This is a genomic window from Bacillus sp. CBEL-1 (genome assembly GCF_004348885.1).
GTDB classification, from domain to species: Bacteria; Bacillota; Bacilli; order Bacillales; family Bacillaceae_H; genus Priestia; species Priestia aryabhattai_A.
In genome coordinates, this window is the sequence record NZ_SBIM01000003.1 from 69,742 (window position 1) to 93,641 (window position 23,900).

Annotated in this window: 25 protein-coding genes; 9 read left to right on the forward strand and 16 right to left on the reverse strand. The window is 37.5% G+C overall.

The genetic code is table 11. The features are described from left to right. Positions 1-209 precede the first annotated feature (209 nt). The 3 genes from EPL02_RS21055 to EPL02_RS00560 all read left to right on the forward strand — a co-directional run bounded on the left by EPL02_RS21055 (position 210) and on the right by EPL02_RS00560 (position 2,690). The gene (locus EPL02_RS21055) at positions 210-338 is read left to right on the forward strand and encodes a hypothetical protein (protein ID WP_256993251.1); all 129 of its coding nucleotides are present in this window, start codon (positions 210-212) and stop codon (positions 336-338) included. 266 nt (positions 339-604) lie between these two features. Next, complete coding sequence (locus EPL02_RS00555) at positions 605-1,363, forward strand: TrmB family transcriptional regulator (protein ID WP_094910012.1); 759 nt, start codon at positions 605-607, stop codon at positions 1,361-1,363. A 157-nt stretch (positions 1,364-1,520) separates the two neighbouring features. Continuing rightward, positions 1,521-2,690: an MFS transporter gene (locus tag EPL02_RS00560; protein WP_131886775.1), complete on the forward strand. Its 1,170-nt coding sequence runs from the start codon at positions 1,521-1,523 to the stop codon at positions 2,688-2,690. A gap of 28 nt (positions 2,691-2,718) precedes the next feature. Here EPL02_RS00560 and EPL02_RS00565 read toward each other — a convergent pair whose 3' ends face one another. The 4 genes from EPL02_RS00565 to EPL02_RS00580 all read right to left on the reverse strand — a co-directional run bounded on the left by EPL02_RS00565 (position 2,719) and on the right by EPL02_RS00580 (position 5,880). Continuing rightward, positions 2,719-3,519: a YihY/virulence factor BrkB family protein gene (locus EPL02_RS00565; protein ID WP_094910010.1), complete on the reverse strand. Its 801-nt coding sequence runs from the start codon at positions 3,517-3,519 to the stop codon at positions 2,719-2,721. Between the two features lie 365 nt (positions 3,520-3,884). Then, the gene (locus EPL02_RS00570; protein ID WP_094910009.1) at positions 3,885-4,184 is read right to left on the reverse strand and encodes a TIGR04104 family putative zinc finger protein; all 300 of its coding nucleotides are present in this window, start codon (positions 4,182-4,184) and stop codon (positions 3,885-3,887) included. Positions 4,185-4,321: 137 nt separating this feature from the next. Continuing rightward, entirely contained in the window at positions 4,322-5,467 is a 1,146-nt protein-coding gene (locus EPL02_RS00575; RefSeq protein WP_131886776.1) for an MFS transporter, read from the reverse strand. A 5-nt stretch (positions 5,468-5,472) separates the two neighbouring features. Next, a complete protein-coding gene (locus tag EPL02_RS00580; RefSeq protein ID WP_094910007.1) occupies positions 5,473-5,880 on the reverse strand; it encodes a MerR family transcriptional regulator in 408 nt (135 codons plus the stop codon). Between the two features lie 260 nt (positions 5,881-6,140). On the opposite strand from EPL02_RS00580, the gene EPL02_RS00585 reads away from it, so the two are divergent. After that, the gene (locus EPL02_RS00585; protein WP_131886777.1) at positions 6,141-7,790 is read left to right on the forward strand and encodes a SulP family inorganic anion transporter; all 1,650 of its coding nucleotides are present in this window, start codon (positions 6,141-6,143) and stop codon (positions 7,788-7,790) included. Positions 7,791-7,835: 45 nt separating this feature from the next. Here EPL02_RS00585 and EPL02_RS00590 read toward each other — a convergent pair whose 3' ends face one another. From EPL02_RS00590 to EPL02_RS00600, 3 genes are read right to left on the reverse strand one after another with little or no spacing between them, the layout of a single operon-like run. Beyond that, complete coding sequence (locus tag EPL02_RS00590; RefSeq protein ID WP_434223164.1) at positions 7,836-8,249, reverse strand: GNAT family N-acetyltransferase; 414 nt, start codon at positions 8,247-8,249, stop codon at positions 7,836-7,838. 18 nt (positions 8,250-8,267) lie between these two features. Continuing rightward, positions 8,268-8,954 carry a response regulator transcription factor gene (locus EPL02_RS00595; RefSeq protein ID WP_131886779.1) on the reverse strand — a complete coding sequence of 229 codons (687 nt, stop codon included), beginning with the start codon at positions 8,952-8,954 and terminating at the stop codon, positions 8,268-8,270. Between the two features lie 14 nt (positions 8,955-8,968). Further along, a complete protein-coding gene (locus EPL02_RS00600) occupies positions 8,969-10,435 on the reverse strand; it encodes a sensor histidine kinase (RefSeq protein ID WP_131886780.1) in 1,467 nt (488 codons plus the stop codon). Between the two features lie 174 nt (positions 10,436-10,609). Here EPL02_RS00600 and EPL02_RS00605 point away from each other — a divergent pair, with 174 nt between their 5' ends. After that, complete coding sequence (locus EPL02_RS00605; RefSeq protein ID WP_286175208.1) at positions 10,610-11,119, forward strand: GNAT family N-acetyltransferase; 510 nt, start codon at positions 10,610-10,612, stop codon at positions 11,117-11,119. A gap of 12 nt (positions 11,120-11,131) precedes the next feature. Here EPL02_RS00605 and EPL02_RS00610 read toward each other — a convergent pair whose 3' ends face one another. Next, on the reverse strand, positions 11,132-11,647 hold the full coding sequence (locus EPL02_RS00610; protein WP_131886782.1) for an SMI1/KNR4 family protein: 516 nt from the start codon (positions 11,645-11,647) through the stop codon (positions 11,132-11,134). Positions 11,648-11,861: 214 nt separating this feature from the next. Between EPL02_RS00610 and EPL02_RS00615 the strand changes: the two genes are divergently transcribed. Continuing rightward, complete coding sequence (locus EPL02_RS00615; RefSeq protein ID WP_131886783.1) at positions 11,862-13,433, forward strand: RQC-minor-2 family DNA-binding protein; 1,572 nt, start codon at positions 11,862-11,864, stop codon at positions 13,431-13,433. A gap of 130 nt (positions 13,434-13,563) precedes the next feature. Beyond that, positions 13,564-14,751: a stage II sporulation protein P gene (gene spoIIP, locus EPL02_RS00620; RefSeq protein ID WP_131886784.1), complete on the forward strand. Its 1,188-nt coding sequence runs from the start codon at positions 13,564-13,566 to the stop codon at positions 14,749-14,751. 28 nt (positions 14,752-14,779) lie between these two features. On the opposite strand, the gene EPL02_RS00625 is transcribed toward spoIIP, so the two are convergent. The 8 genes from EPL02_RS00625 to EPL02_RS00655 all read right to left on the reverse strand — a co-directional run bounded on the left by EPL02_RS00625 (position 14,780) and on the right by EPL02_RS00655 (position 21,956). Beyond that, complete coding sequence (locus tag EPL02_RS00625; RefSeq protein ID WP_094910000.1) at positions 14,780-15,907, reverse strand: GAF domain-containing sensor histidine kinase; 1,128 nt, start codon at positions 15,905-15,907, stop codon at positions 14,780-14,782. Between the two features lie 144 nt (positions 15,908-16,051). Beyond that, positions 16,052-16,798 (reverse strand): uroporphyrinogen-III C-methyltransferase, encoded by a 747-nt coding sequence (cobA, locus tag EPL02_RS00630; protein WP_094909999.1) that lies wholly within the window; start codon positions 16,796-16,798, stop codon positions 16,052-16,054. Next, positions 16,795-18,177 (reverse strand): cobyrinic acid a,c-diamide synthase CobB, encoded by a 1,383-nt coding sequence (locus EPL02_RS00635; RefSeq protein ID WP_131886785.1) that lies wholly within the window; start codon positions 18,175-18,177, stop codon positions 16,795-16,797. Before EPL02_RS00635 ends, cobA begins: the two co-directional genes overlap by 4 nt. A gap of 174 nt (positions 18,178-18,351) precedes the next feature. Then, a complete protein-coding gene (locus EPL02_RS20715) occupies positions 18,352-18,510 on the reverse strand; it encodes a hypothetical protein (protein WP_165932486.1) in 159 nt (52 codons plus the stop codon). Positions 18,511-18,664: 154 nt separating this feature from the next. Beyond that, positions 18,665-19,699 carry a M42 family metallopeptidase gene (locus EPL02_RS00640; RefSeq protein WP_131886786.1) on the reverse strand — a complete coding sequence of 345 codons (1,035 nt, stop codon included), beginning with the start codon at positions 19,697-19,699 and terminating at the stop codon, positions 18,665-18,667. Positions 19,700-19,807: 108 nt separating this feature from the next. Continuing rightward, complete coding sequence (locus EPL02_RS00645) at positions 19,808-20,005, reverse strand: IDEAL domain-containing protein (protein ID WP_094909996.1); 198 nt, start codon at positions 20,003-20,005, stop codon at positions 19,808-19,810. Positions 20,006-20,286: 281 nt separating this feature from the next. Continuing rightward, positions 20,287-21,558 carry an ammonium transporter gene (locus EPL02_RS00650; protein ID WP_094909995.1) on the reverse strand — a complete coding sequence of 424 codons (1,272 nt, stop codon included), beginning with the start codon at positions 21,556-21,558 and terminating at the stop codon, positions 20,287-20,289. Continuing rightward, entirely contained in the window at positions 21,558-21,956 is a 399-nt protein-coding gene (locus EPL02_RS00655; protein WP_131886787.1) for a hypothetical protein, read from the reverse strand. The genes EPL02_RS00650 and EPL02_RS00655 overlap by 1 nt, the downstream gene beginning before the upstream one ends. A 283-nt stretch (positions 21,957-22,239) precedes the next feature. Between EPL02_RS00655 and EPL02_RS00660 the strand changes: the two genes are divergently transcribed. Beyond that, positions 22,240-22,674, forward strand: coding sequence for a helical membrane plugin domain-containing protein (locus EPL02_RS00660; protein WP_094909994.1), 435 nt, complete (start codon positions 22,240-22,242; stop codon positions 22,672-22,674). 46 nt (positions 22,675-22,720) lie between these two features. Beyond that, positions 22,721-23,899 (forward strand): NAD(P)/FAD-dependent oxidoreductase, encoded by a 1,179-nt coding sequence (locus tag EPL02_RS00665; protein WP_094909993.1) that lies wholly within the window; start codon positions 22,721-22,723, stop codon positions 23,897-23,899. Position 23,900 lies beyond the last annotated feature (1 nt).

Below are 23,900 nucleotides of genomic sequence, written 5' to 3' on the forward strand. Positions count from 1 at the left end.
CCTTATTATATAGTATGCGCTTTAATTAGAGAAATGTTATGAACCCTTGTTTCCTTACAGCTCTGTAAGAAAACTGTAAGCTCCCGTAGTAGGGTGTGATTAGTACGTTCTTTTATAATGGAGATACAAAAATAGTCTTCTATTTAATGTGACTACATTCGCTACTTAGATTTTAAATAGAAAACAAAGAGTTAAAGGAGAGATTTAGATTGAAGTATTTTTTTCAAGCAGGCGCATGCGTCGTTTTACTACTAGGTAGTATTGTTATCTTTACTTATGCCGGCATTCAATTTTTATATGGGAAAGTAAGACACTCAACAGCTAAAAGTCATGAATAAAATCCTGCTATAACAAGGCGTGCGTCTAGAGATTCATGAAAGGGTTCATTCTTATTCCTTGTGTCTCATCCATTTTTAAGAGGATTAATTGAACACTACTCAATATACATTCTATGTAATATACATCATTTAGTATTTTCATCTCAAACAATTTATGCAAAAAACAGATAATAATCGCACTATTCCCGCTAACAACATGGTTTTGTAAACTAGATTTGTTATAATAAAATACATACAACTTATTACTAGAGACTCTTGGAGGTTTTATGCTACAAAAGTTCGGTTATTCTCAATATGAAAGTCAGGTATATGAAGCGCTTGTATCGAGCGAAGAATCGTTGGACGCAACGGCTATTGTTCGTGCATCTCAAGTACCAAAAGCAAAGATTTATGAAGTATTAGATAAACTCGTTGAAAAAGGTGTCGTATTAAACACTCTTTCAGGTAAAAAAAAGTTTTATTCCGCTGTATCACTTGATGTCATTATTAAAAAATTAAGCTTAGAGTTTGAAGAAGATATTCGCGATTTGCAGTCTTATAAGATAAGAAAGGTTAGTCAAGATGATCACGTGTGGACACTAAAAGATGAAGCAACTATTATAGCCACGATTGATGAACTCATTCAAGATGCGTCGCATTCGATTTTACTATCGGCTTGGAATACAACGCTTGAGCACTACCGCCCCTTATTAGAAGAGAAAGAAAGAGAAGGAGTTTCGGTTGAAATCTTAACAATTGGAGACTTGCGAACGACCTTGGAAAATACGAGTACCCTTCATCCCATGGAACACCATGAAAAGCTAGAACCATCTCAGCTCGTTATCGTGGATGAACAGTCTTTGCTATTTGCAGGAATCGAAAACGAGACTTGGAAAGCTATTAAGACAAATTCTCAGCCACTTGTTAAAGTATTTACCGACTTTTTTTATCACGATGTCGCTCTTACCTATATCACAAAGAAATACCAAGAGCAGCTGCTGGAAGATGAAACGATTATGCGACTTCTTACTCGCCTTCGCTATTAGTAGTCACCCTAGCTCTCCGACGTTACTTGCTTACTCCATAATAAACGTAAAGTAAAAAAGATTGCATAAAAGCAATCTTTTTTTATTTTACACTTGAAAGAAGATGAAATAAAAGTTACTATTACAGTTGTAACTTTTATTAAAAGGAGTTTTATTTATGAATCATAAAGTGTACATACTTGCGATTGCTTCCTTCGTTGTGGGAACTGTTGAGCTCATTTTAGGCGGCATTCTCGACCTCATCGCAAGTTCATTTCAAGTATCAATTGCAAAGGCTGGGTATCTAATCTCCATCTTCTCTCTTGTTTATGCGATTTCAGCACCAGTTTTGTTAAACATTACGGCAAAATTTGAACGTAAAAAAGTGTATCTATGGGCTTTATTTATCTTTTTACTTAGTAATATCGTGGCGCTAGCTAGTACGAGTTACTCCATGCTGATGGTTTCTCGCGTATTAGCTGCTATGAGCGGTTCGTTCATTATAGTATTATCTACTACAATGGCATCGCGCCTTGTGAAACCGGAATACCAAGGCAGAGCACTAGGAATTGTATTTATGGGTATTAGCGCTTCGTTAGTACTTGGAATTCCAATTGGCATTTTCATTGGAAACACGTTTGGGTGGCGTGAAGTCTTTATTTTAATTGCGCTGTTAACAGCGGTTATTATGGTTATTGTTGCAATTAGCATGGAGCGCTTAGAACCTGCTCCAGTAGTACCGATTAAGCAGCAGCTTAATGCACTTCGAAATACAAAAATGCTGTCCATTCATATCGCAACCTTTTTTGTATTAGCCGGGCACTTAACGCTATATGCTTACTTCACGCCATTTTTACAAGAAACATTTGGGTTATCAAGCGGAATGGTGACCCTTGTATACGGAATTTTCGGATTAGCAGCCGTAGCAGGTGGAGGTTTGGGTGGCGTTCTTTCAGATAAGCTTGGAGCACCTACTGCCGTCATTGGAATCATCGGTGCTTTTTTTCTAAGCATGGTCGCTCTTCCTTTTGCCGTTAAGCTTCCTTTTATTTTGTTCTTAATTGTAATGACGGTTTGGAGCGCTCTAAGCTGGGCTGTTTCACCTGCTCAGAACAATTTAATTATTCAAAGTGCAAAGGGCAACCCAGATGTTTTAATCAGTACAAATGTTGCTATTTCACATCTGGGAATTGCTGCAGGATCTTATGTGGGCGGAATAATTATTAACGGCTATTCCTCATTATTTAACGGTTGGGTCGGGTCCATTTTAGTTTTACTAGGTTTACTCGCAACCGTAATCGCTGTAACGCGCCCAAGTATTTCTACCAGCTCTATTCATAGTAAATAGAAAAACCCGCTGCTTGTAGCAGCGGGTTTTATCGTTGATAGCGATGACCGTTTATTAGCCCTCCAATTAATAAAATAGCAGCAGTTAAATAAAACCAAATCATTAAGATGATAATACTCCCCAATTGACCATATATTTCAGAATAGCTACCAAACTTCACGTAATACGAAAATCCAGTTGAAGCCACCTGCCAGCCTAAGGTTGCAAAGATAGCTCCTGGTAATACTTCTTTCCATGCAATTTTGGCACTCGGCACCATTTTATAGAAAAAGACAAAGAATAAAAGCAGAAAACTCGTACCAATTCCCCAACGAATAATGGTCCAACTTGTATACCAAAAATCTGGAATCTTAACTTTTGTTACGATAAAATGTCGCGAAATCTCCTCTATGATTGGGACAAAAAGCGATAATGATACAATAATCATAAAGCCAAGAGTCAAAATCAAGTCATTGATTAATGCATGAAGAAAAGTTTGCTTACGCTGAATTTGATGCGCATCATTTAAAGAACGTACAAGAGATTGAATTGCCATTGAAGCAAGCCAAAACGTAGCAATAAGACTAAAAGACAATAATTTCTTTCCGCTTTGGTTTAAAACAGACGTAACGGATCTTTCAATAATATCGTATGCACTTTCCGGCACAAAGGGCTGAATAAGCACCAATAAATTATTGGTGTCAATGGGAAAGAAGCTTAGCAATGAAAATAAAAAAATGATGAATGGGATAAAGGACAATAAAAAATAGTATGCTGTTTGGGCTGCTTGGTCAAAAAAACGCTCTGAAAAAAAGCGCTGCAAGACCGTTTTTGATGTTTGAACTACCATTTGTATACACCTTCTTTTTGTACATGCACTTTGCTTTAGTATAATAAATCAAAATATGTTTCATTACTTATTTCTTCGTAACATATTTACCCGCTACGCTTAACTAAACGAATAAAGAAGCATATAAGATCATCCCAGACTTGAAAATGAGCTGAAATTCCTAAAATAAATGCCTAACTGGTCTGTCATTAGCCATAAAAAACATAAAATTATTTTCCCTTTTTTCATATGCTGTAAACATTTTAGGACTAGATGGTTCTTTTTTGAAGGCGCGTTTCCGTTAGCTGGCTGCCTTTAGTATTAGACTTTGTTACGATGGTAACTTTTATTAGTAGGCATAAAAAAAGCTCATGTAGACATGAGCTTTACCATAGCGGCTCTTCTTCATCACTTAACTCGTATGAAAAAGGCATCATCATAATTGAAACAACAAATCCGAGAACGGTAACCGTCATTACACTTTGTAGAGGGAAATTAAGTACGGATAAGATAAGCCAGAGAATCAGAGGTGTAAATAAGTAGATTGACAATCTTTTTTGAGATTTTGCGGACATATACTGCTCTTCTCCACAATGTGGACACTTCATTACGTTTCGAAGCGTTAATAATTTTTTAACAGACGTTTTCCAATTCCATTTATGGTCACAGTTCTTACAGGTGGCCACTCGCATCACACTCCTATAATCTAGAACAAAATTTACGTTCTTGTCTCTATTATACACTATTTTTTAATTCCCTCAAAGTTAGTCAAAAAAGAGAAAGGCTAGCCAGCCTTTCTCTTAGTTCTTTTAACCTATTGTTTTTAAACTTTTTTTACTTTCACTTTCATGATAATAAACGCAACAACTGCAATAATAGCAGCAACTAAAAAAGGTACTTGAGGTGCTATTGCATGACCGATTACACCTGATAATAACGGGGCAAACGCAGCTCCTAACCAACGAAGGAAATTATATCCACCTGAAGTAATTCCTCTTTCATACGGTGATACTTCCATAACGTAGCTTGTAAATAGTGCATTGTTTAGTCCTGATACTAAGCCTGATAGCATAACAAGAACAATCCGCAGCGCCGTATTATCCGTTACAAATAGTAAAGCTAAGATAACAGCAAAGATAATCAAGCTAATATGGAGCACTTGTTTCGGCTGATATTTCGTTTCTAATTTGTGAGCTAAAATAGCAGATCCGTAAGCTAAGCATAACCCCCAACCAAAGAAGACAAACCCAATTTGCAAAGCGCTAATCGGCAAGATAAGAGGTGTATAAGCTAACACGGTAAAGAAGCCATAATAATAAAGCATTCCAGAAAGTGCACCTTGAGTAAACGGCTTACACTTATAGAGCTGAATAATATCTTTAAAGCCTGCTGCCTTTCTTGGCTTACTAGAAGCAGGTTGTTTAACGATTGTTAAAACAAGAATAAATGCAATAAAAATCAAAATACTAGTTCCAATAAACGGTAGTCTCCATGAAGAGCTACCAAGTACACCACCAACCAGTGGTCCACCAGCCATGCCTAATCCAATGGCTGCTTCGTACATTCCAACTGCTTGTTTCACTTCGCCTGATAGGGCTATTAACAGCGTCATAGCAGTTGCGAAGAAGAATGAATTACCTAATCCCCAACCGGCACGAAAAATTGATAGCTGTGGAATATTACTCGACAACCCACAGAGCGCAGCAAATATTGTTACAATAATAAGCCCTGTAACCATCAAGCGTTTATCTCCAAATCTGGAAGCTAAGATACCAGCTGGAATCATCATGATAGCCATCATTAATAAGTATGACGTAAATAGCATTTCAACTTGCCAGTGAGAAGCTCCTATTTGAGCCGCAATCTCCGGTAAAATTGGATCCACAACTCCTATTCCCATAAATGCTAAAAACGTAGCAAAAACCGTGATGATTTGACCAACACGGCTTTTAGAATACTGTTGTTCCACACGCGTCACTCCTCTTGTTCCTTTCGTTTTCGAATATCTCTAGCTCGTTTATGCATGGCATCTAATTCTTGTTTAAATGTCATCATCTTATCGACCTTATACATAATCATTTCTATTTGGGTATGGATCATATTTTCAATTTCCAATACATCTTGAGCTGAGACATTCTGATCTCTTTTTGCTTGTTCAATCGTTCTTTTTAACGACATAAATTCTTGAAGCTCTTGCAAGGAAAAGCCAAGTACTTCCTTCGCTTCAGCAACTTTTTTTAACTCATTTATTTCGTTTTCTGTGTAGAGTCGAACATTTCCCTTAGTACGTGAGGGTGGCAAAATTAACCCTATTTCTTCATAGTAGCGAATTGCTCGTTTTGTTAAACCTGTCATTTTTGTTACTTCATCAATTTTGTACATGTACAATAAACCTCCAGGACGTTAACGTTAACGTTAACTTTACTTATATAAGAATACCTGACGTTAACGTTAATGTCAATATATTGATTTTACCTAATTATAATTTTAAGCATATTTTCATTCTTCACTTTAGATAACTTTTGCCCTCTTTTAAGAATTTTTTAATAATTCTTTTCACCTTTCTTTACGATTGCTCTTTAGACTAAGTGTATCAACTTAGAACAACTCGTCTACCAATTACATAAAAGGAGGATACTCAAATGAAAAAGGCGACTAGATTTCAAGATTATAGCGCAGAACGTTTGCAAAAAGATTTGATTGCTGGACTCGTGGTGGGTATTGTAGCAATCCCTTTAGCTATGGCATTTGCCATTGCTTCTGGCGTCCGACCTGAATATGGTATTTATACAACGATTATTGCTGGGATTTTGGTCTCCTTATTGGGGGGATCCCGGTTCCAAATTGCAGGTCCAACAGGTGCATTTGTTCCTATTTTGTTAGGAGTTGTCATGCAATATGGTTATGAGAATTTAATTATAGCTGGCTTTATGGCAGGAATTATCTTAGTTATTGTGGGCCTTCTTAAGCTTGGAAAGTTTATCAAATTCATTCCAAAGCCCGTGACAATTGGTTTCACTGCCGGTATTGCAATTATTATCTTCTCAGGACAAATTGCAAATTTTTTAGGGTTACACAATATAGAAAAACATGAGACTTTTCACCTTAGCATGTGGGAAATTATCACAAACCTATCTGCTATCAATATTTATAGCATACTAATAGCTATTATTTGTTTAGTAATTGTCCTTATTGCGCCCAAATTTATTCCAAAGGTTCCTGGTGCATTGTTAGGCATTCTGTTTTCCACCTTGATTGCCGTTCTTTTTTTTCAAGGCAAGGTTGCTACTATTGGATCAACCTATGGTCCAATTCCGAATGAGCTCCCTGCTTTTAAGTGGCCTGAATTAACAGTTGATACCATTGTTATGCTATTACCAGCAGCACTTGTAATCGCTATGCTTGGCGGAATTGAATCACTTCTATCAGCTATGGTAGCTGACAGTATGACAAAGACAAAACACAACAGCAACAAAGAGCTTGTAGGACAAGGAATTGCTAACATGGCCACGTCTTTGTTTGGAGGTATTCCCGCAACAGGAGCAATCGCTCGAACAGCAACTAATATTCGTAACGGAGGAACGTCACCTATTTCAGGAGTTGTACATGGCCTCGTTGTACTAATCGTTCTGTTGGTATTAGCACCATATGCCTCTCATATTCCACTAGCAAGTATGGCACCTGTATTAATGGTCGTTGCTTTTAATATGAGCGAACGAAAAGAATTTGCTCATATTTTCAAAACAAAAACTGCAGACTCTGCGGTTTTAGCAATCACGTTCTTGCTAACCGTATTCTTCGACTTAACAACAGGTGTTGGCGTAGGATTACTCTTTGCCATTATTATGTTTGTCAAGCGTATGAGTCAATCACTTCATGTTTCACAAACAAACAACGATGATGAAAAATCCCAGCTTCAAATGTACACGCTAGAAGGGTCGCTCTTTTTCGGCTCAGCTGAACGATTAGAAGAAGCAACTGATAGTATCATTCAATCGAATGCAGACGTTGTTATTTTAAAAATGGAGCAAGTTTCGTTTATTGACACCTCAGGCGAAGATTTACTTTCAAACGTTCATCAAAGGCTTGATGAGGATAACCGAGCGTTATTAATTACAGGACTAGATGCTCAGCCAAAAGAAATGTTTCTTAAAACAGGTCTTTATGACCGAATTGGTAAACAGCACTTTTTTTCTCAAGCAAGTAAAGCTCTTGATTACGCACAATCTTTCCTTCATACAAAGAGTAAGCCATATGCTAACAAATCAAAACAACCCGCATTTTCTTCTTAAACAAAAAACGAAAAATCCATATTCGTGGATTTTTCGTTTTTTTATTTATCGGTACTCCATTACCCAGTAACGTTCCTCTATCGGTCCTTCCTCAACCACTTGCGCCCACCCATTTTTCTTATAAAACAGTAGTGCTTTGTCATTTTTTGATACGCACTTCAAACGCAGTGGCGTATTCATGTTTTGAATGGATGCATCTAATAACGCTGTTCCAACACCTTTCCTTGAATAGTCGGGATGTACAAACAAGCAGTGAATAAAATTATCAGGAAGATACAAAGACACAAATCCTGCTATTTTACGATCAATCTCAGCAACTAATATATGTTCACCTGTTGTATCCCTATCAAAATCTTCAAGCTGAAGGACTTCAGGTTTCAACCAATGAAAGTGACGACTGCGAGATTTCAGATAAATAAATCGCAGTTCTGGATAATCTAATGTGGTAGCTGTTCTCACTCGCAATTTCTTTCCCCCTTAAATATTAAACCGATATCCCGCTCCCCAAATTGTCTCTAAGTACTGAGGCTGAGCAGGATTTTGTTCAATTTTTTCACGCACTTTTCTTACGTGCACCGTAACCGTTGAAATATCTCCAGTCGAGTCAAATCCCCATAGATTTTCAAACAGCTGTTCTTTGCTAAGTACTTGGTTTGGATGAGTAACAAGAAATAATAATAAATCAAACTCTTTTGTGGTAAATGTTACTTCCTGATTATAAACGAAGACGCGACGAGCTAGCTTATCCAATTCAATGTGATGAACATTAATTCGTTTTTTTGTATGATTGCGCTCGCTCAAGCGCTCATAGCGAGATAAATGAGCCTTGACCCTCGCTACAAGCTCTCCAGGGCTAAACGGCTTTGTGATATAATCATCAGCACCCAACCCTAAACCCCTAATCTTATCAATTTCTTCTTTTTTAGCTGATACAAGTAAAATAGGTATATCTTTTACCGCCCGAACTCGTTTGCACACTTCAAACCCGTTTAGCTTTGGGAGCATAATATCTAAAATGATGAGGTCAAACTCTTCGTTCAAAGCTCTTTCTAACCCTTCTTCTCCGCTATGCTGAACATGGGCTTCAAACTGGTTAATTTCTAAATAATCACGCTGTAGCTCTGCAATACTGGGCTCATCTTCAATTAGTAATATCCGCTTCACTCTTACTATCACCTCTATTTAGTTATTTTTTGCAAAGAGAAATAGATGCTTGTTTCTTTATGTAATGTACTTGTTGCCCAAATCAATCCACCATGTGAATCAATAATTTGTTTGGCAATTGCTAATCCCAGACCGCTTCCTCCCGTTTGCGTACTTCTCGATTCTTCAGCTCGATAAAACCTGTTAAATATGTATGGAAGCGCTCTTGGTTCGATGCCACACCCGTTGTCTACTATTCTTACAATTACTTCACTTTCGTTTTCACTCAGCATCAGCTCAATACGCTTGTTCTCTTTATCCATGAATTTAATGCTATTTGTAATTAAGTTCATTATTACTCGCCGCAGCTTATCTGTGTCTGCTTTTACATACGCTCTTCTGGAAAGCGTAGTATAAAAATGCAACAACACTCCTTTTTCTTCCAATTCAAATTGCAGCTCCTGGTTAAGCCTCTCCATAAAGTCATTAATACTCACAGTTTCAAAATGAAATGGTACTTCATGTAAATCTAACTTAGAAAATAAAAAGAGCTCGTCAATTAAGCTGTTTATATCCTTTGCTTTCGTCGAAATGGTCAATAGATATTTTTCAAGCTTTTCAGGTGTGTTGGCTACGCCGTCTTGTATCCCTTCAACATAACCAATAATTGATGTAATAGGCGTCTTTAGGTCATGTGAAATGCTTGACAGCAGTTGCTTACGGTTTTCTTCATAATGAACTTGAAGGTCAATAGATGATTGCAGCTTTCTTCTCATTTCTTCAAAAGAATTGGTTAACTCGTTTATTTCATCTTTGGAATTATGCTTGTACGGTATTGAAAAATGAACGTCTCCTTGACGAATGCGTTCAGCAGCTCGCTTTAATGTATAAATTGGCTTAATAACGCTTCTAGACACAACATAGTTAACAAAACCAATAATCACAACGAATAAAAGCAAAAGAAAAATAAATAAAAACGGAAAGATTTTATGAACAATTCCGACGTAAGGGCTAATGCTTCGTAAAACCAAAACGCTTCCTTCATCGCGGTTGGGGAAGTAAAAATCCAATTTGATATATGAATAAAACTTATTTTGAATTCGAATGATATCTTGTTCATATGTAGCTGACTTTGTACTCTTTTCATTAAAATACGGCAGCTCTTTGTGCACTGTTCGTCGATTTATAGCAAACGATGAGTACGTCACTTCTTCATTCTTTCTGACAATTATATCAATGCCTTCTTGTTCATAGCTTTTGATTAGTTGTTGATTCAGAAGTTGGTTTGGGTCTTCTTGACTCAGCAGCTTTACATTTAGAAATGTGGTTTCTTCTTCCGGTGTTAAGAGCTTATATACATATGCATTTGAGTATGTTTTTTGCAAAAAATTAGCATCTCCTGTAATTGAAAAGAACACTAAAAATCCAAAAAGCAAAAGTAAAAGCACAAAAACCAAAACCATGCTAAGATAGGTTAATAAAAAGCGAAGCTTTAATGACATGTCCACATCCTTTCTTCTTGCTGAAAAAGAAATTATTATTAAACTATTTTGATAATTAAACCATATCATAAAAAAAAGTAAGAATCTCTTAATATGGTCTAATATTACATTCATTTACAATTTATTCATGTTATTCATTCATTTTTGTATACGGAGGGTCACACATTGCAGCTAATGAAAGCTAATTTCAGCCATATACACAGCATTTCAACGTTATATACTGATAGTTGGAAAACCACCTATCATGGTCTAATTCCAGACTCTTATTTAGAAAAGCTTTCCTATCAAGACAGCGAGGAAAAATGGAGCACTTTTTTACAGAAAGACGGGACTTCTGTTGTGGCAGCCTTCGACGATAAGCAAGATATCGTTGGTTTTGGTGCATACGAACCGTACAGCGACTCATCACATAAAGGTGAATTGGTTGCGTTATACATTTCAGATCACGCAAAGGGTCAAGGAATTGGCACCTTGTTAATGGACTTTATCAAAAGAGACCTTTATTTCTCAGGAGTTCGGTCAATTGATATTTGGGCGTTGGGAAAGAATACGCACGCGATCAACTTTTACAAACGTCAAGGAGCACAGTTTGTAAAAACACACCCTCATGAATTTGAAGGGGTACTTCTAGAAGATGTTTTATATACCTATGATCTGACAAATGACAAAACGTGCCGCTCATAGCAGCACGTTTTGTCATTGAAATCGTTTAATTCGTACAGGAATTAGCTGAACAGACCACGTCCAAAATAAATTCCCTTGGCTCATTATTAGTCGATCAAACCACTGTTCAAAAGTCATATGTAAGTTCACTGCTTGCTCAACCGGCTCATATTTGCTTTTTATTATGACTGAGTGCTCGCTTGCTTCTTCTCTCCGAAGTAAAACCTCTTTGTCATTCAAAGTTCCAATGATCATGCAGCCTTCACTACATTGCCCCTCCAAATCTTCCAAACTGTATAAGACAATGCTTTTTTCTTCTATAGTTGGTTCAAATAAGCGACAGCCGTTCGTTTCCTTTAAAAATTCTCTGTAGTCTTTTGGCATAACATACGTATGCTTTTGTTCAAACTGATGAATTGCTTCTTCTACTAAACCCTCGTAAAATGTGCACGTGACGAAATCAACTTCTCCATTTCCTTTATACACTTCAATTACATCGTTATTTTCCCATAGCCTCTGCTTTAACGCCTTTATTGTTTTTTTGACCATAAGATCCTCCTATTTTTGGATTGAACAAAAAAACATACATACACTAATTACACAAATAGGTTCTTAATTCCTTCTTTCATTTATAAATACAGTTAACGTTATATACTTTTCTCTTTATTTAAACCATGAAAAAATATTCCGAATTAACACATCAAAACTTTTTCTTTTACGAAAATATAGCTACAATACAAGCTACAAGAAAGGAGTTACGATAATGGCAGTACCTGAAAACTTATCGATTCAGTTTGAAGACTATCCGCAGCTAACTTTTATACCGCTTGGTCGCAAAAATAAAACGGTTCGTTCACTGAGCACTAAAAAAACAAAAGCATTGCTCACTCGTTTAAATGAAGCTGTTTCATTAGCTCTTCAAACGTACTCAATAGATGAACAATTACTTCTTAATTCATTTTTATACAATAATTCAGCTGACGGTTTTCCTATTCCGATTGATAGAATGGAAACAATTTATCCACACCTTTGGAAACCTCAGTCATTTCTATGGAAAGATTACAACAAAAATCGTGGTGTCCCGATTCATGAGCATGAATTTTACCCTGAGAACTTTAGCAACATGTCTAAGGAAGAACTACATAGCTACCTCTCAAAATTGGTAAAAGAATATATGTTTTGCGCGAGAATTCACGATTCATCTCGTGAAGAATGGCTGCTTCATGTCAACAGTCGCTTTTTTGATCATCCGCTTGTTTCACTTTATAATCGTAACAAAGAAGCAATTCAAGCCATGGAAAAGTGTGAGAACTCACCTTTGTTATTTTTAATGAACAACCCCGAAAAAGTTGCGCACTTTCGCAACCGTTTAGAAGTTGGTTTAAGACCGTTCCGTTCGCTTTCTTATGAGGCTTTTGAATACGGGATAAAAACATGTGTAAACGAAAGCATCATTCAAATCGTACCTGACCAAGAAGCGTTGCTGATTCACTGTTCCTCTTTAGGGTTATCCCTAACCTATCATATTATCGATGATTGCGTTACGCTAAGTGAGGAGTTTCATATCGTGTTAGCAAACAAACGCCTCGCCACTACGCAGCGTTTATTCAAAGAGCTGTTGAAAGAAAACAACGACTTGATTTGTAAAATGAGTAAGCTCCAAAAATGGAAAATAGCAGCGGAGAGTTATCGTTTAGTAATCACGAACATTAACCAAACAATTCAACAAATTGAGCAGTTTTCATTGCATTCTAATCATGTAGACGAGCCTCCATTTCTTGCTTTCATGAATGACTTACTTACACTTGATATCCCTATCAACGAAGAAATTGAGCTGTCACTACCCCACTTCTCTAAGTGGAACGTTGAATCTCAGACTGCATTATTTCAAACAATGGAAGACTATGTTGCCTTACTAAATGAAAATGTCATCCATCAGCAGCTCGATGAGTTTTCAACTATGTATAAACAAGAATTAGAGCAGATTCAAAAGGGATCTTTAAAAGCACCGATAATGGTTCAAAAGAAACCACTTTCTTCTCTGTCTTTTTATAAGCTTTTAGAGCTAATAGATCTACTAAAGGATTCTCAAGCGCAAGAAGTTTATTTTCAAATAGTTGAAGGCCAATCTACAAACAGCATGCGTCAAAAAGGGTTAACAGACCTACACGCACACGGGCTCTTAAAAAACGTGAAGAGAAAGCATATTATAGCAGTATTTAACCAGTTTCAACATTTAGAACTCATAACAAAGAACAGCCGAGGCTTTACACTGACTCCTAGAGGTCAGCAAATTTATCAACTGCTACAAGGTAAACATTCTTCTGCTAGCTAACCGATTCAGTTTAGCTAGCATTTTTTCTAGCAATTACTCTATTATTTTAGAAAATGTCCTCATATTTCCTTCTTAATCCTCATAAACTAGTTACTAGATTCAAAAGCGTTCTTGAAGGGAGTAAGCGATATTGAAATCTAGTAACGATAATCGTGCTAACTTTTTTGTTCTCACATATAGAATGATTATGGTCATTATATGCGTTGTTGTACTCATTTCTTCGGCAGTTTTTGTAGTAAGCTACTCCGCATTCAAAGAGCAGTTTCATTCATCAATTGTGTATCAGACGTTATCAAAACATAAAGCGGAAAGCTTATTTTATTTAATGAGTCAAGAAAACCAGCACTTTAAGAAAGCATTTGACGAAAATTTTTCTACACCTTCTTTATCTTCCACTCTACTAGAACTTTCTACTAGCATACGGACGCAAGATGCACGAAGCTTATTCGGCTCTGAAATTCCAGGGTTTAGCATTTTTGACTCAAATTTAATTATTGCGGGTGAAGGAACTAATTTTACAAACTTCCCAAAAGAATCCGCCCCTCCAATTGAAGAAGTGTTAAAAGAAAGAGAAGTAGCCAAAGAAGAAGTTGAACAGCCTTCGACGGAAAAGGAACAAGACCAAGAAGAAAAGCCTCCAGCCAACACAACAAATGGGAGAAAAGTTGTCTATATCTATCACACGCACAGCTGGGAGTCCTATTTGCCTTTATTAGGTTTAGAAGGCGCCTCTAATGCTGATAAAGCGACGGATAGTAAAACCAATATTAGCATGGTCGGTGAAATGCTCGGAAAAGAGCTAGAATCACAAGGTATTGGAGCTGAAGTCGATACAACCAATATCGGTGCAAAGTTAAATGAAAAAGGGTGGAAAACACCTCGCTCTTATGCAATGTCTCGTACCATCGTACAAGAAGCGATGGCTAATAATAAAGATTTAACTTATCTTATTGACCTGCATCGAGATTCTCTTCGTAAAAAAGATACAACTATTGAAATTAATGATAAACCGTATGCACGCGTCATGTTTGTATTAGGGAAGGAAAATCAAAACTTTGAGCAAAACTTAAAGCTTTCAAAAGCGCTTCATGAAAGCTTAGAAAAGAAATATCCTGGATTAAGTCGTGGTGTACTGGGTAAAAGTAAAGCGAGTGGAAACGGAGTTTACAACCAAGATTTATCCACTAATGCTATTCTCCTTGAAATTGGAGGCGTTGATAACAATATGGAAGAGTTAACAAATACCGTAAAAGCGCTAGCAGATGCTCTCAGTGAATTTTATTGGGATGCTGAAAAGGTTAGCGGAAGTGAATCATAAGAAAAAGCTGCCTTTTGGCAGCTTTTTCTTATATTGTAGCGGGTAGTTGAATACTAACAACCGTCCCTTCATAATCGTTTGCAATACTCATAAAACCTTGATGCTCTTTAATAATACTTTGACAAATAGAAAGACCTAACCCTACCCCTTCATCTTTCGTTGAAAAAAAAGGATCTCCAATTTTATTAATAATCGACAAAGGAATACCAGGACCACTATCTTTTATAAACAAACAGATGATATCCCCTTTATTTTGAACATAAACCCCTATTTTCCCATTATGACCAATCGCTTCAATAGCATTTTTTATGATATTTAAAAACACCTGCTTCATCTGTGAAGCATCAAGCCACAGCTTCGGCACATAGTCGTCCGTTTCCAAACAAATAGAAATATTATGTAGGTTTGCTTCACTTTGCAATACACCAATCGTTGCTTGCATAACGTCAGTAATGGACGTTAGTGACTTTTTAGGCGCAGTGGGCTGCGTCACTAGTAAAAAATCGCTAATCAACTCATTCATTCTATTTAATTCTGTTAATACAAGATCTTTAATATGACTGCTCGTTTCATTATGTTCTTCAAATAGAAATTGAATAAAGCCTTTTACTGACTGCATAGGGTTTCTAATTTCATGGGCTAACCCAGCAGCAAGTTGACCTACAAGCGCTAACTTATCTAAGTGCTGCATTTTCTCTTCAAACTCTGGCACAATGACCTGCTGCTGTTGAGAAATGATGGTGCCTAGTACATTTGCTAAACGCTTAATTGATGAAACTTCTTGCTCTGTAAACGTCTGTGGATTCGGATCTACTGCGCATAGAGTTCCAAAGAGTTTGCCATTCTCCAATACAATTGGTGCACCTAAGTAAGAACCTACATCTGCATCATAAATGGCCTGCAAATGCTTTGTTCGAACATCACACTTTGTATCGGAAATAACTAATGACTCTTCACACGTTACCAAATTACAAATTGAAAGCTCAATTGGTAACGTTAATCCCTCATGGAGTAAACTTCCACCTTCACTATTTACAATTTTCATAATTGAAAACACGTCATCAAGCGTGCCGATAAAAACCGTGCGACTTTTAATGAGGTTAATGGCTATTTGAAGTATATCTGTCAGCGCATCTTTATTGACAACTTTATTCACTGTAATCACCCGTAGCTTTGGATTCTTTTACATTTATTATAAAGTTTTTACTACTTCAGGTACACTATCTTTAGTCGCTTTTTTTTAGAAAAATTCTCAAAAATCACATATCATTAGATATAGTAGCCCACTTGATTAATTTTGTTATTCAAACCAACGAATAGCTTCCCTTACTCCGACTACATCTCCTACAAGGACAATTGCAGGATGCGCCACTTTCTCTTCTTGTGCGATTGTTACAATATCTTCCAATTCCCCTGTTACCGTTCGCTGCTTCTCTGTTGTTCCCCATTCAATAAGCGCTACCTGCGTATGCGGATTTCGTCCATGCTTAATGAGCTGCTCACAAATATACGGTAGATTACCAACTCCCATGTAAAATGCAATCGTATCAATACCTGTTGCAAGCGCGGGCCAATTTAGGAAGTCCTGTCCTTTTTCTTCTCGACCGTGTCCTGTTACAATTGCAAACGATGTTGCATGATCGCGATGGGTCACAGGGATTCCAGCATAAGCAGGTGCCGCAATTCCTGATGTAATTCCAGGTACTACTTCAAAAGGAATGCCATGTTGAACAAGAAACTGTGCTTCTTCTGCTCCGCGTCCAAATACAAACGGATCTCCCCCTTTTAAACGGGTGACTGTTTTTCCAGCAAGCGCATGCTCTACTAATAAACTATGAATTTTATCTTGAATAACCCCATGTTTTCCCGGTAACTTCCCGCAAAAAATCAGCTCTGCATCAGCTTTTGCATAATCTAGTAATTTTTCATTAGCCAAGCGATCATATAGAATAACATCTGATTGTTGAATGCATTCAACGCCATACACTGTAATTAATTTCGGGTCTCCAGGCCCCGCTCCCACAAGAAATACTTTCCCAGTTGTCATATTGAATCGCTTCTTTCTTTTTTAAATTTTTCGCATTTGTTTATCCAGTTTTCAACAAGCTTCGCTGATGATCCAAAGTGGAAATGCGTATAGCCTGCAATAAGATTTTCTTTTAAGTATCCTTCATCCTTTACACCTATCATGCTTGTTGTTCGATAAGCGTGCGGAAGCTTTTCGGCTGAATGAAACGTTGAGTAATGAAATTCATGCCCTTTCGCTTTTACTCCGCCTTCTAATAAAAAGTTGCCTTTAGCGCCTTCAATTTCTCTGTAGCCAAGCGCAGCAAGCTGCGTTTGCATATATGCCTCTCCAGGAATAACGCCAACCATTTCAAACTTCTCTTTATCTGTCGTGACGATTGCTTCGGTTAAATACATAAACCCTCCGCACTCTGCTAACGTCGGTGTTCCGCGATGAACTGCTTGCTTAATGGACTCTTTCACTTCGTTTCTACTCGCTAACTCCTCTGCAAACTCTTCCGGGAACCCCCCTCCAATATAAAGACCATCTATATTACTAGGAACTACTTCACCTTGCAAAGGTGAAAAATAAATAAGTTCCGCACCCTTTGCTTTTAATAACTGTAAATTTTCTTCATAATAAAAATTGAAAGCCGCATCTCTTGCCACAGCGATTTTTACTTTAAAAGGTGTTTGACGTGAAAAGATAGTAGTATCTCCTTTAAGGGTTGGCGCCTTGGCAAGCTTATAAATTTTTTCTACATCAATTGTTTTTAAAATTGCTTCACTTAGCTCATGAAAAAAGGGCTGCAAGTCACCACGCTCTATTGATGGGATAAGGCCCAAATGTCTCTCTGGCATGGAAAACTGTTCGTATTTTGGCAAGTAGCCAACAACGGGAATTCCACACTCTTGCTCAACGGCTGCTTGAATTAGTTGAAAATGTCCTTGACTGCCTACTCGGTTAGCAATAACACCTACGATATTTACTTCTTCTGAAAGAAGCTGAAAGCCTTTCACAATTGCAGCCGCACTTCTTGCCATTCCAGAACAGTCAACGACTAAAATAACGGGGCTGTTTGTTAGAATACTAAGCTCAGCAGTGCTTCCATGATTACTTGTCGGTGCTTTTCCATCATAAAAACCCATTACTCCTTCTACAACTGATATATCAGCTCCATCACTTGCATGGTTTATAATTGCTGCTATCATCTTTTCCTCAAGCATCCAGCTATCAATGTTTCTTGAAATCCTGCCCGTAACAGCTGTATGGTACGTTGGATCTATATAGTCTGGTCCGCACTTAAAGCCTTGTACAACATAACCTTTTTGGCGAAGTGCTCCCATCAAACCAATTGTAAGAGTTGTTTTGCCTACTCCACTTTCAATTCCTGCAATGACTATTCTTCGATTAGACATGCAATCTCCCTTCTCCTTACTTATGTAATGTGCAATATCCCACTATACCTATCGTGATAATCCTTCACATAGTAGCCTATATTACTGAATTTTTCAACTCCTTTTAATAGAATAGAAAAAGCTGCAGGCGCTTAGAATACCTAAACACCTGCAGCTTTTTTACTTTTGTTATCTTTATACTGCTGACAACTTTAGTCTAGCATCATTAAAATAAACAACTTCCGATAAGACTTTGCAACCATTTAACTTTGAAAAAGCTTCTCGTGCTTGGTTTTCTGTGTCATACTCGAACATTCTCGTCTCATCTTTCGCATATACGGTAATAATCCACACTTCTAAGTCCCCCCATCAAAAGTTAGTTCAACAATTGCTTTAACACCACCTATTATGGACAGAATTAAACGATTTGGGAACCCTTTCTACAAAACTAGTCAGAAGAAACATTTTATTTAAAAAGTTCATTTTGTTCATTCAGGTTGTTACGATATCAATAAACCATTTCAGATTGAACATATTGCCACAGTAAACGACTTGTTGCTTCTAAAGAATCTTGGTGCGTTCGCTCGAATGCGTGAGAAGAATCAATTCCAGGACCAATTAGACCATGAATTAAATCATGCCCTGCGCGCATTGCTGCTGAAGCATCGGACCCATAAAATGGATAAATATCAACTTGGTAGGGAACAGCATACGCTTTAGCCAACTCTACTAAATGTTTTCGTAACCCGTAATGATAAGGACCACTTGAATCCTTCGCACAAATGGATACAGTATATTCATCGGTAGATTGCCCGTCTCCCATCGCGCCCATATCAACAGCTAAATATTCAACAGTTTTGGGTGAGATATTGGAATTTCCACCGTACCCAATTTCTTCGTTGTTTGAGATTAAAAAATGAGTCGTATAAGGAAGCACTATATTCTCTTCATTGATTTGTTTAATTAATTGTAACAAAATCGCAACGCTTGCTTTGTCATCTAAGTGACGAGATTTGATAAATCCGCTTTTAGTAATGGTTACGCGAGGATCGAAACTTACAAAATCTCCTACTCCAATCCCTAGCTTTTCCACTTCTTCTTTAGTAGACACTTTTTCATCCAAGCGGACTTCCATGTTCGCTTGATTTCTCTCCGCAGTTCCAGCGTCTTTGTACACATGCACAGAGGTTTGATGCATTAAGATTGTACCAGTGTAAACTGCTCCACTGGATGTTTCAACTTCACAATATTCACCTTCAATACTGTTGTAGCGAAAACCTCCAATTAAATCTAGCTTTAACCTTCCATTTGGTTTAATTTCTTTTACCATAGCTCCTAAGGTATCGACGTGAGCGGTCAAAAAACGATGCTTATTATCATTTTTTCCCTTTAGCGTTACAAGGAGACCACCTTTATATGTACGCGTTGATTCTACTTGAATTGCATCTAAAAAATCTTCTACGTATGAGATTACACGAGCTGTATTTCCAGACGGACTTGGAATTGAAACCAAATGTTTAATTAATTGTAGGGTTTCAGACATACTATCCACTTCTTTCCTTTGATTTGCTTCTAGTGTATCATATTTTAAATATTCTAAAACACAAAAGCTGCGTTCTTCTTAGTTAAAGAACGCAGCTTTTGCTATCTATTAGGAAATACTCTTTAGCTGATTGGTTAACTTTAAGAAATCTTCTTTGTTTTTCTTTTCTAATGACTGGTCGATTTCTTTTTTTAATTTAGCTTTTTGAAAGTTTGCAATCACTTTATCTAAGAACATTTCGGCAATTAGGGAATCTAACACTTTCACATTCGATTTCGGCGACGAATTCAGCAAATTTTTCTTCATAAGAAATCAACTCCTTGTCTTTTTTATACTATAACATAAATTTTCTGACTTTTCAATCATCTTTGTGGGAATCTATATTTTTTTCGTACTCCATACAACTAAAGCTTAGGCATAACAAGATGATGTTTTCTTAGAAAAAAGCCGCTTAAAGCTGCAGAAACACATTTATTCCAGTATGCTCATTGCTAAACAGCACTTGGAAATCAACAAAAAATATCCGAACGATTGCAGGTTAGCAATCGTTCGGATACCTAGTTTGCTGAGATGCTTATGTCCCATCTTTATTTCTGTTCGGTTTGCTCATATTGATTATGATACTGAATAAACTCATGAGACTGATTAGCCGCCATAATACCGTGATAACTAATATCCAATCCCACTTCTTCTTCTTCCTCAGTGGAACGAAGCGGTACAACTAGCCCGATTGCTTTCAAACCAAACCATGTTGCTAAAAAGCCCCAAGCTGAAAGTGCTACTAAGCCAATTAGCTGAATTCCTAATAGCTCGAAGCCCCCCCCGAAGAATAAACCTCCATCTGTAGCAAACAACCCTACAGCAACAGTTCCCCATGCCCCAGCCGCAGCATGAACTGGAAATGCGCCAACAGGATCATCAATTCGTCTTGTCTCTAACCAATTTGTTGCAGCCATCATCAACAGCCCCGAAACTGCACCAATAAATATAGCTGAAGGTGTACTTACAAATGCACATCCGGCTGTAATTCCCACTAATCCAGCAAGCGATCCATTAATAACGGATGGAGCATCTGAACGATTATGTCTAAAAAGCGTGTAGAATAAAGTTGCAGCACCACCTGATGCAGCTGATAGCATGGTAACAAGCGCAATGTGACCAATTCTTACATCAGTTGCACTTAACGTACTCCCTGCGTTAAAACCAAACCAACCAAACCAAAGCAAAAACGCGCCAACAGATGCTAACGGCAAATTACTGGGTAAGGCAATTGAGCTCACTCCGTTAGCTGTAAACTTTCCTGTACGAGGCCCAATAGCCATGGCAGCAGCAAGAGCTGAAAAACCACCCAACGCATGAATAACAGCTGACCCTGCAAAATCTTGCACTCCAAGTAATGCAATCCAGCCCCCACCCCAGATCCAGTGACCTGCAATCGGATAAATAACGGCTGTCATTAACATTGCATATAATAAATACGCGCGGAAATTAATTCGTTCCGCCACGGCTCCAGACACAATAGAAATTACGGCAATAACAAATGCACATTGAAACAGCCAGAACGTTTCCAAACCAATAGGAATATCTAAGTGCGATAAATCACCTGTTAACGCAAAACCATTTGTACCAACAATACCACCTAAATCAGCTCCATACATAAGTCCAAACCCAATAATATAAAAGCAAAGCGTTCCGATTGTAATGTCAGCAAATACCTTCATAATAATATTAACGTTATTTTTATACCGAACAAATCCAGCTTCTAATAATGCAAATCCTCCTTCCATTAATAGAATCATAGCAGCGGTTAGTACTACCCACGTCGTATTGACACCTAAGCTAAGTTCTTCGATTCCCATTATCTTTCCTCCATTCGTGATAAGCCTTCTACAATCGTTGATGTTAAAACGACTTCTTCGATGTCAACTTCTTGTGTTAGCAGCTCAATTACACGTTCGACTTCACGGATCTTCCCTTTAAACTGCTCAATTTTACGAAACCTGTCCTTTACATGGACCATATACTCAACAGCTTCATGGTGACTTAAAGGTCTTCCAGTAAAAATTTTACGAAATGGAGAAAGCGATTGATACCACGTTTCTTGGGCTCTTTTTTTCTGCTCATATTTCTCAATTTTGTCTTTAATAACGACAATCTGCTCTTCATGACTTTCTTTTAATTTCGTTAACTGATCTATTAATTTTTCACGATTAACTTCAAATATAACTGTTTGATATAGTTCACTCACAACCCTCATGTCATATCTCCTCACATTAAATGTTATGTTTTAGATTATATGTGAGAATTGATGAAACCGTCAATCTAAAAAACAAAATTTATTCTTATTTTCTGAATAAATAGAGTTTATTTTCAATAAATGCATCGTTCGACTCTTTCTTAGTTTTTTCCAACAAACTGGTTGCTTTTATAAGGCAATAAATTTACAATAGATAAATGTGCAGGACTTCACAACAAAACTAGAAGTCTAGCAGCTAAAGTGTCTACATATGCAACAATATACAGCAAAGGAGGACGTTCTTATGTCTCAATCAACTATTCAAAAGCCGGCTGAAGAAGCGGTTCAAGCTAAAGGTGCAACTCAATCAGATGTACTTGATCAATTGCTAAAGCCAGAAGTTCAAGAATCACTAACAGTACTTGTTGACAACTTACCAAAGTTAGCTGAAATGGTAACTGTATTAACAAAAACGTACGACTTAACACAATCTCTATTAACAGATAACGTGTTAAAAGAAGATTTACTTGCTGGTGCTAAAGAATTTATCGAACCAGTTGAAGGAAAAGTAAAAGATCTTGCTGCTTCAGCAATCGAAGCAAATGATCGTGCGGAAGCTAACCAATCAACAACTATCGGTTTATTTGGTTTATTACGCATGCTCAAAGATCCACAAGTTCAAAAGCTATTCCGCTTTGCGCAAGCTTACTTAGAAGTAACAGGCGAAAAACAAAAATAATAAAAACTTATCATTTTATAAAGCACGAACGGAGGATCGATCTACTATGTCAAAACATATTCTAATTCTAGGTGGCGGCTATGGTGGTCTATTAACAGCCCTAACAGCTCGTCAACACTTAAGTGCATCTGAAGCAAAAATTACAGTAGTAAACCGTTTTTCTACTCACCAAATCATTACTGAACTGCACCGTTTAGCAGTAGGTGGACTATCTGAACAAGCAGTAGCTCTTCCATTAGAAAAGTTACTAAAAGGTAAAGATGTAGAATTAAAGATTGCTACTGTAAAAGAAATTTCACCAGACCAACGTGAAGTAGCATTAGAAGACGGAACAAAATTAAGCTACGATTACTTAGTAACTGCATTAGGTAGCGAAACTGCTTACTTCGGTATCCCAGGACTAGAAGAAAACAGCTTTGTATTGAAATCAGTAAACGATGCAAATCGCCTACGTGCACACGTAGAAGAGCGCATTGTTGAATTTAGCAAAACAAAAAACAAAGCTGACGGAACAATCGTTGTCGGCGGCGGCGGTTTAACAGGTATCGAGCTTGTAGGTGAATATGCTGACCTTATGCCAAGCCTTTGTCTAAAACACGGTATTGATCCAAAAGATGTTTCTCTATACTGTGTAGAAGCTGCTCCAACTGTTCTTCCTGGCTTCCCAACTGAGCTAGTAGAGCGCGCTCAAACAAGCTTAGAGAAACGTGGCGTAACGTTTGTAACAGGAACTCCTGTTACAAAAATGGATGCTACAACAGTTGAGCTTAAAGACGGTAGCAAAATTGAAACAAAAACAATGGTATGGACTGGCGGAGTTCAAGGTAATTCAGTAGTTGCTAACTCTGGTATCGAAGTAAACCGTGGCCGTGCTCTTGTAAACGAATTCTTACAATCTACTTCTCACGAAGACATTTTCGTAGCTGGTGACAGCGCGGTTGTAATGGGACCTGAAGGACGTCCTTACCCACCAACTGCACAGCTAGCTTGGCAAATGGGAGAAGTTATTGGTGTAAACTTAGCAGTAGCTATTAAAGGTGGCGCAATGCACGGGTTCTCTCCAGTATTCTCTGGTACGTTAGGAAGTCTTGGCCGTAAAGATGCGATTGGTACAATCGGCGGAAATAAAACGCAATTAAAAGGTTTACCAGCTTCTCTAATGAAAGAAGCAAGTAATGTTCGTTACTTATCACACATTAAAGGTTTATTTGCTCTAGCTTATTAAT

Excerpts from the sequence above, each read along its gene's own strand:
- EPL02_RS00555 (WP_094910012.1), top strand. The coding sequence starts at position 605 with ATGCTACAAAAGTTCGGTTATTCTCAATATGAAAGTCAGGTATATGAA.
- EPL02_RS00560 (WP_131886775.1), top strand. The coding sequence starts at position 1,521 with ATGAATCATAAAGTGTACATACTTGCGATTGCTTCCTTCGTTGTGGGA.
- EPL02_RS00565 (WP_094910010.1), bottom strand. The coding sequence starts at position 3,519 with ATGGTAGTTCAAACATCAAAAACGGTCTTGCAGCGCTTTTTTTCAGAG.
- EPL02_RS00580 (WP_094910007.1), bottom strand. The coding sequence starts at position 5,880 with ATGTACAAAATTGATGAAGTAACAAAAATGACAGGTTTAACAAAACGA.
- EPL02_RS00585 (WP_131886777.1), top strand. The coding sequence starts at position 6,141 with ATGAAAAAGGCGACTAGATTTCAAGATTATAGCGCAGAACGTTTGCAA.
- EPL02_RS00600 (WP_131886780.1), bottom strand. The coding sequence starts at position 10,435 with ATGTCATTAAAGCTTCGCTTTTTATTAACCTATCTTAGCATGGTTTTG.
- EPL02_RS00605 (WP_286175208.1), top strand. The coding sequence starts at position 10,610 with ATGAAAGCTAATTTCAGCCATATACACAGCATTTCAACGTTATATACT.
- EPL02_RS00610 (WP_131886782.1), bottom strand. The coding sequence starts at position 11,647 with ATGGTCAAAAAAACAATAAAGGCGTTAAAGCAGAGGCTATGGGAAAAT.
- EPL02_RS00615 (WP_131886783.1), top strand. The coding sequence starts at position 11,862 with ATGGCAGTACCTGAAAACTTATCGATTCAGTTTGAAGACTATCCGCAG.
- cobA (WP_094909999.1), bottom strand. The coding sequence starts at position 16,798 with ATGACAACTGGGAAAGTATTTCTTGTGGGAGCGGGGCCTGGAGACCCG.
- EPL02_RS00635 (WP_131886785.1), bottom strand. The coding sequence starts at position 18,177 with ATGTCTAATCGAAGAATAGTCATTGCAGGAATTGAAAGTGGAGTAGGC.
- EPL02_RS00640 (WP_131886786.1), bottom strand. The coding sequence starts at position 19,699 with ATGTCTGAAACCCTACAATTAATTAAACATTTGGTTTCAATTCCAAGT.
- EPL02_RS00645 (WP_094909996.1), bottom strand. The coding sequence starts at position 20,005 with ATGAAGAAAAATTTGCTGAATTCGTCGCCGAAATCGAATGTGAAAGTG.
- EPL02_RS00650 (WP_094909995.1), bottom strand. The coding sequence starts at position 21,558 with ATGGGAATCGAAGAACTTAGCTTAGGTGTCAATACGACGTGGGTAGTA.
- EPL02_RS00655 (WP_131886787.1), bottom strand. The coding sequence starts at position 21,956 with ATGAGGGTTGTGAGTGAACTATATCAAACAGTTATATTTGAAGTTAAT.
- EPL02_RS00660 (WP_094909994.1), top strand. The coding sequence starts at position 22,240 with ATGTCTCAATCAACTATTCAAAAGCCGGCTGAAGAAGCGGTTCAAGCT.
- EPL02_RS00665 (WP_094909993.1), top strand. The coding sequence starts at position 22,721 with ATGTCAAAACATATTCTAATTCTAGGTGGCGGCTATGGTGGTCTATTA.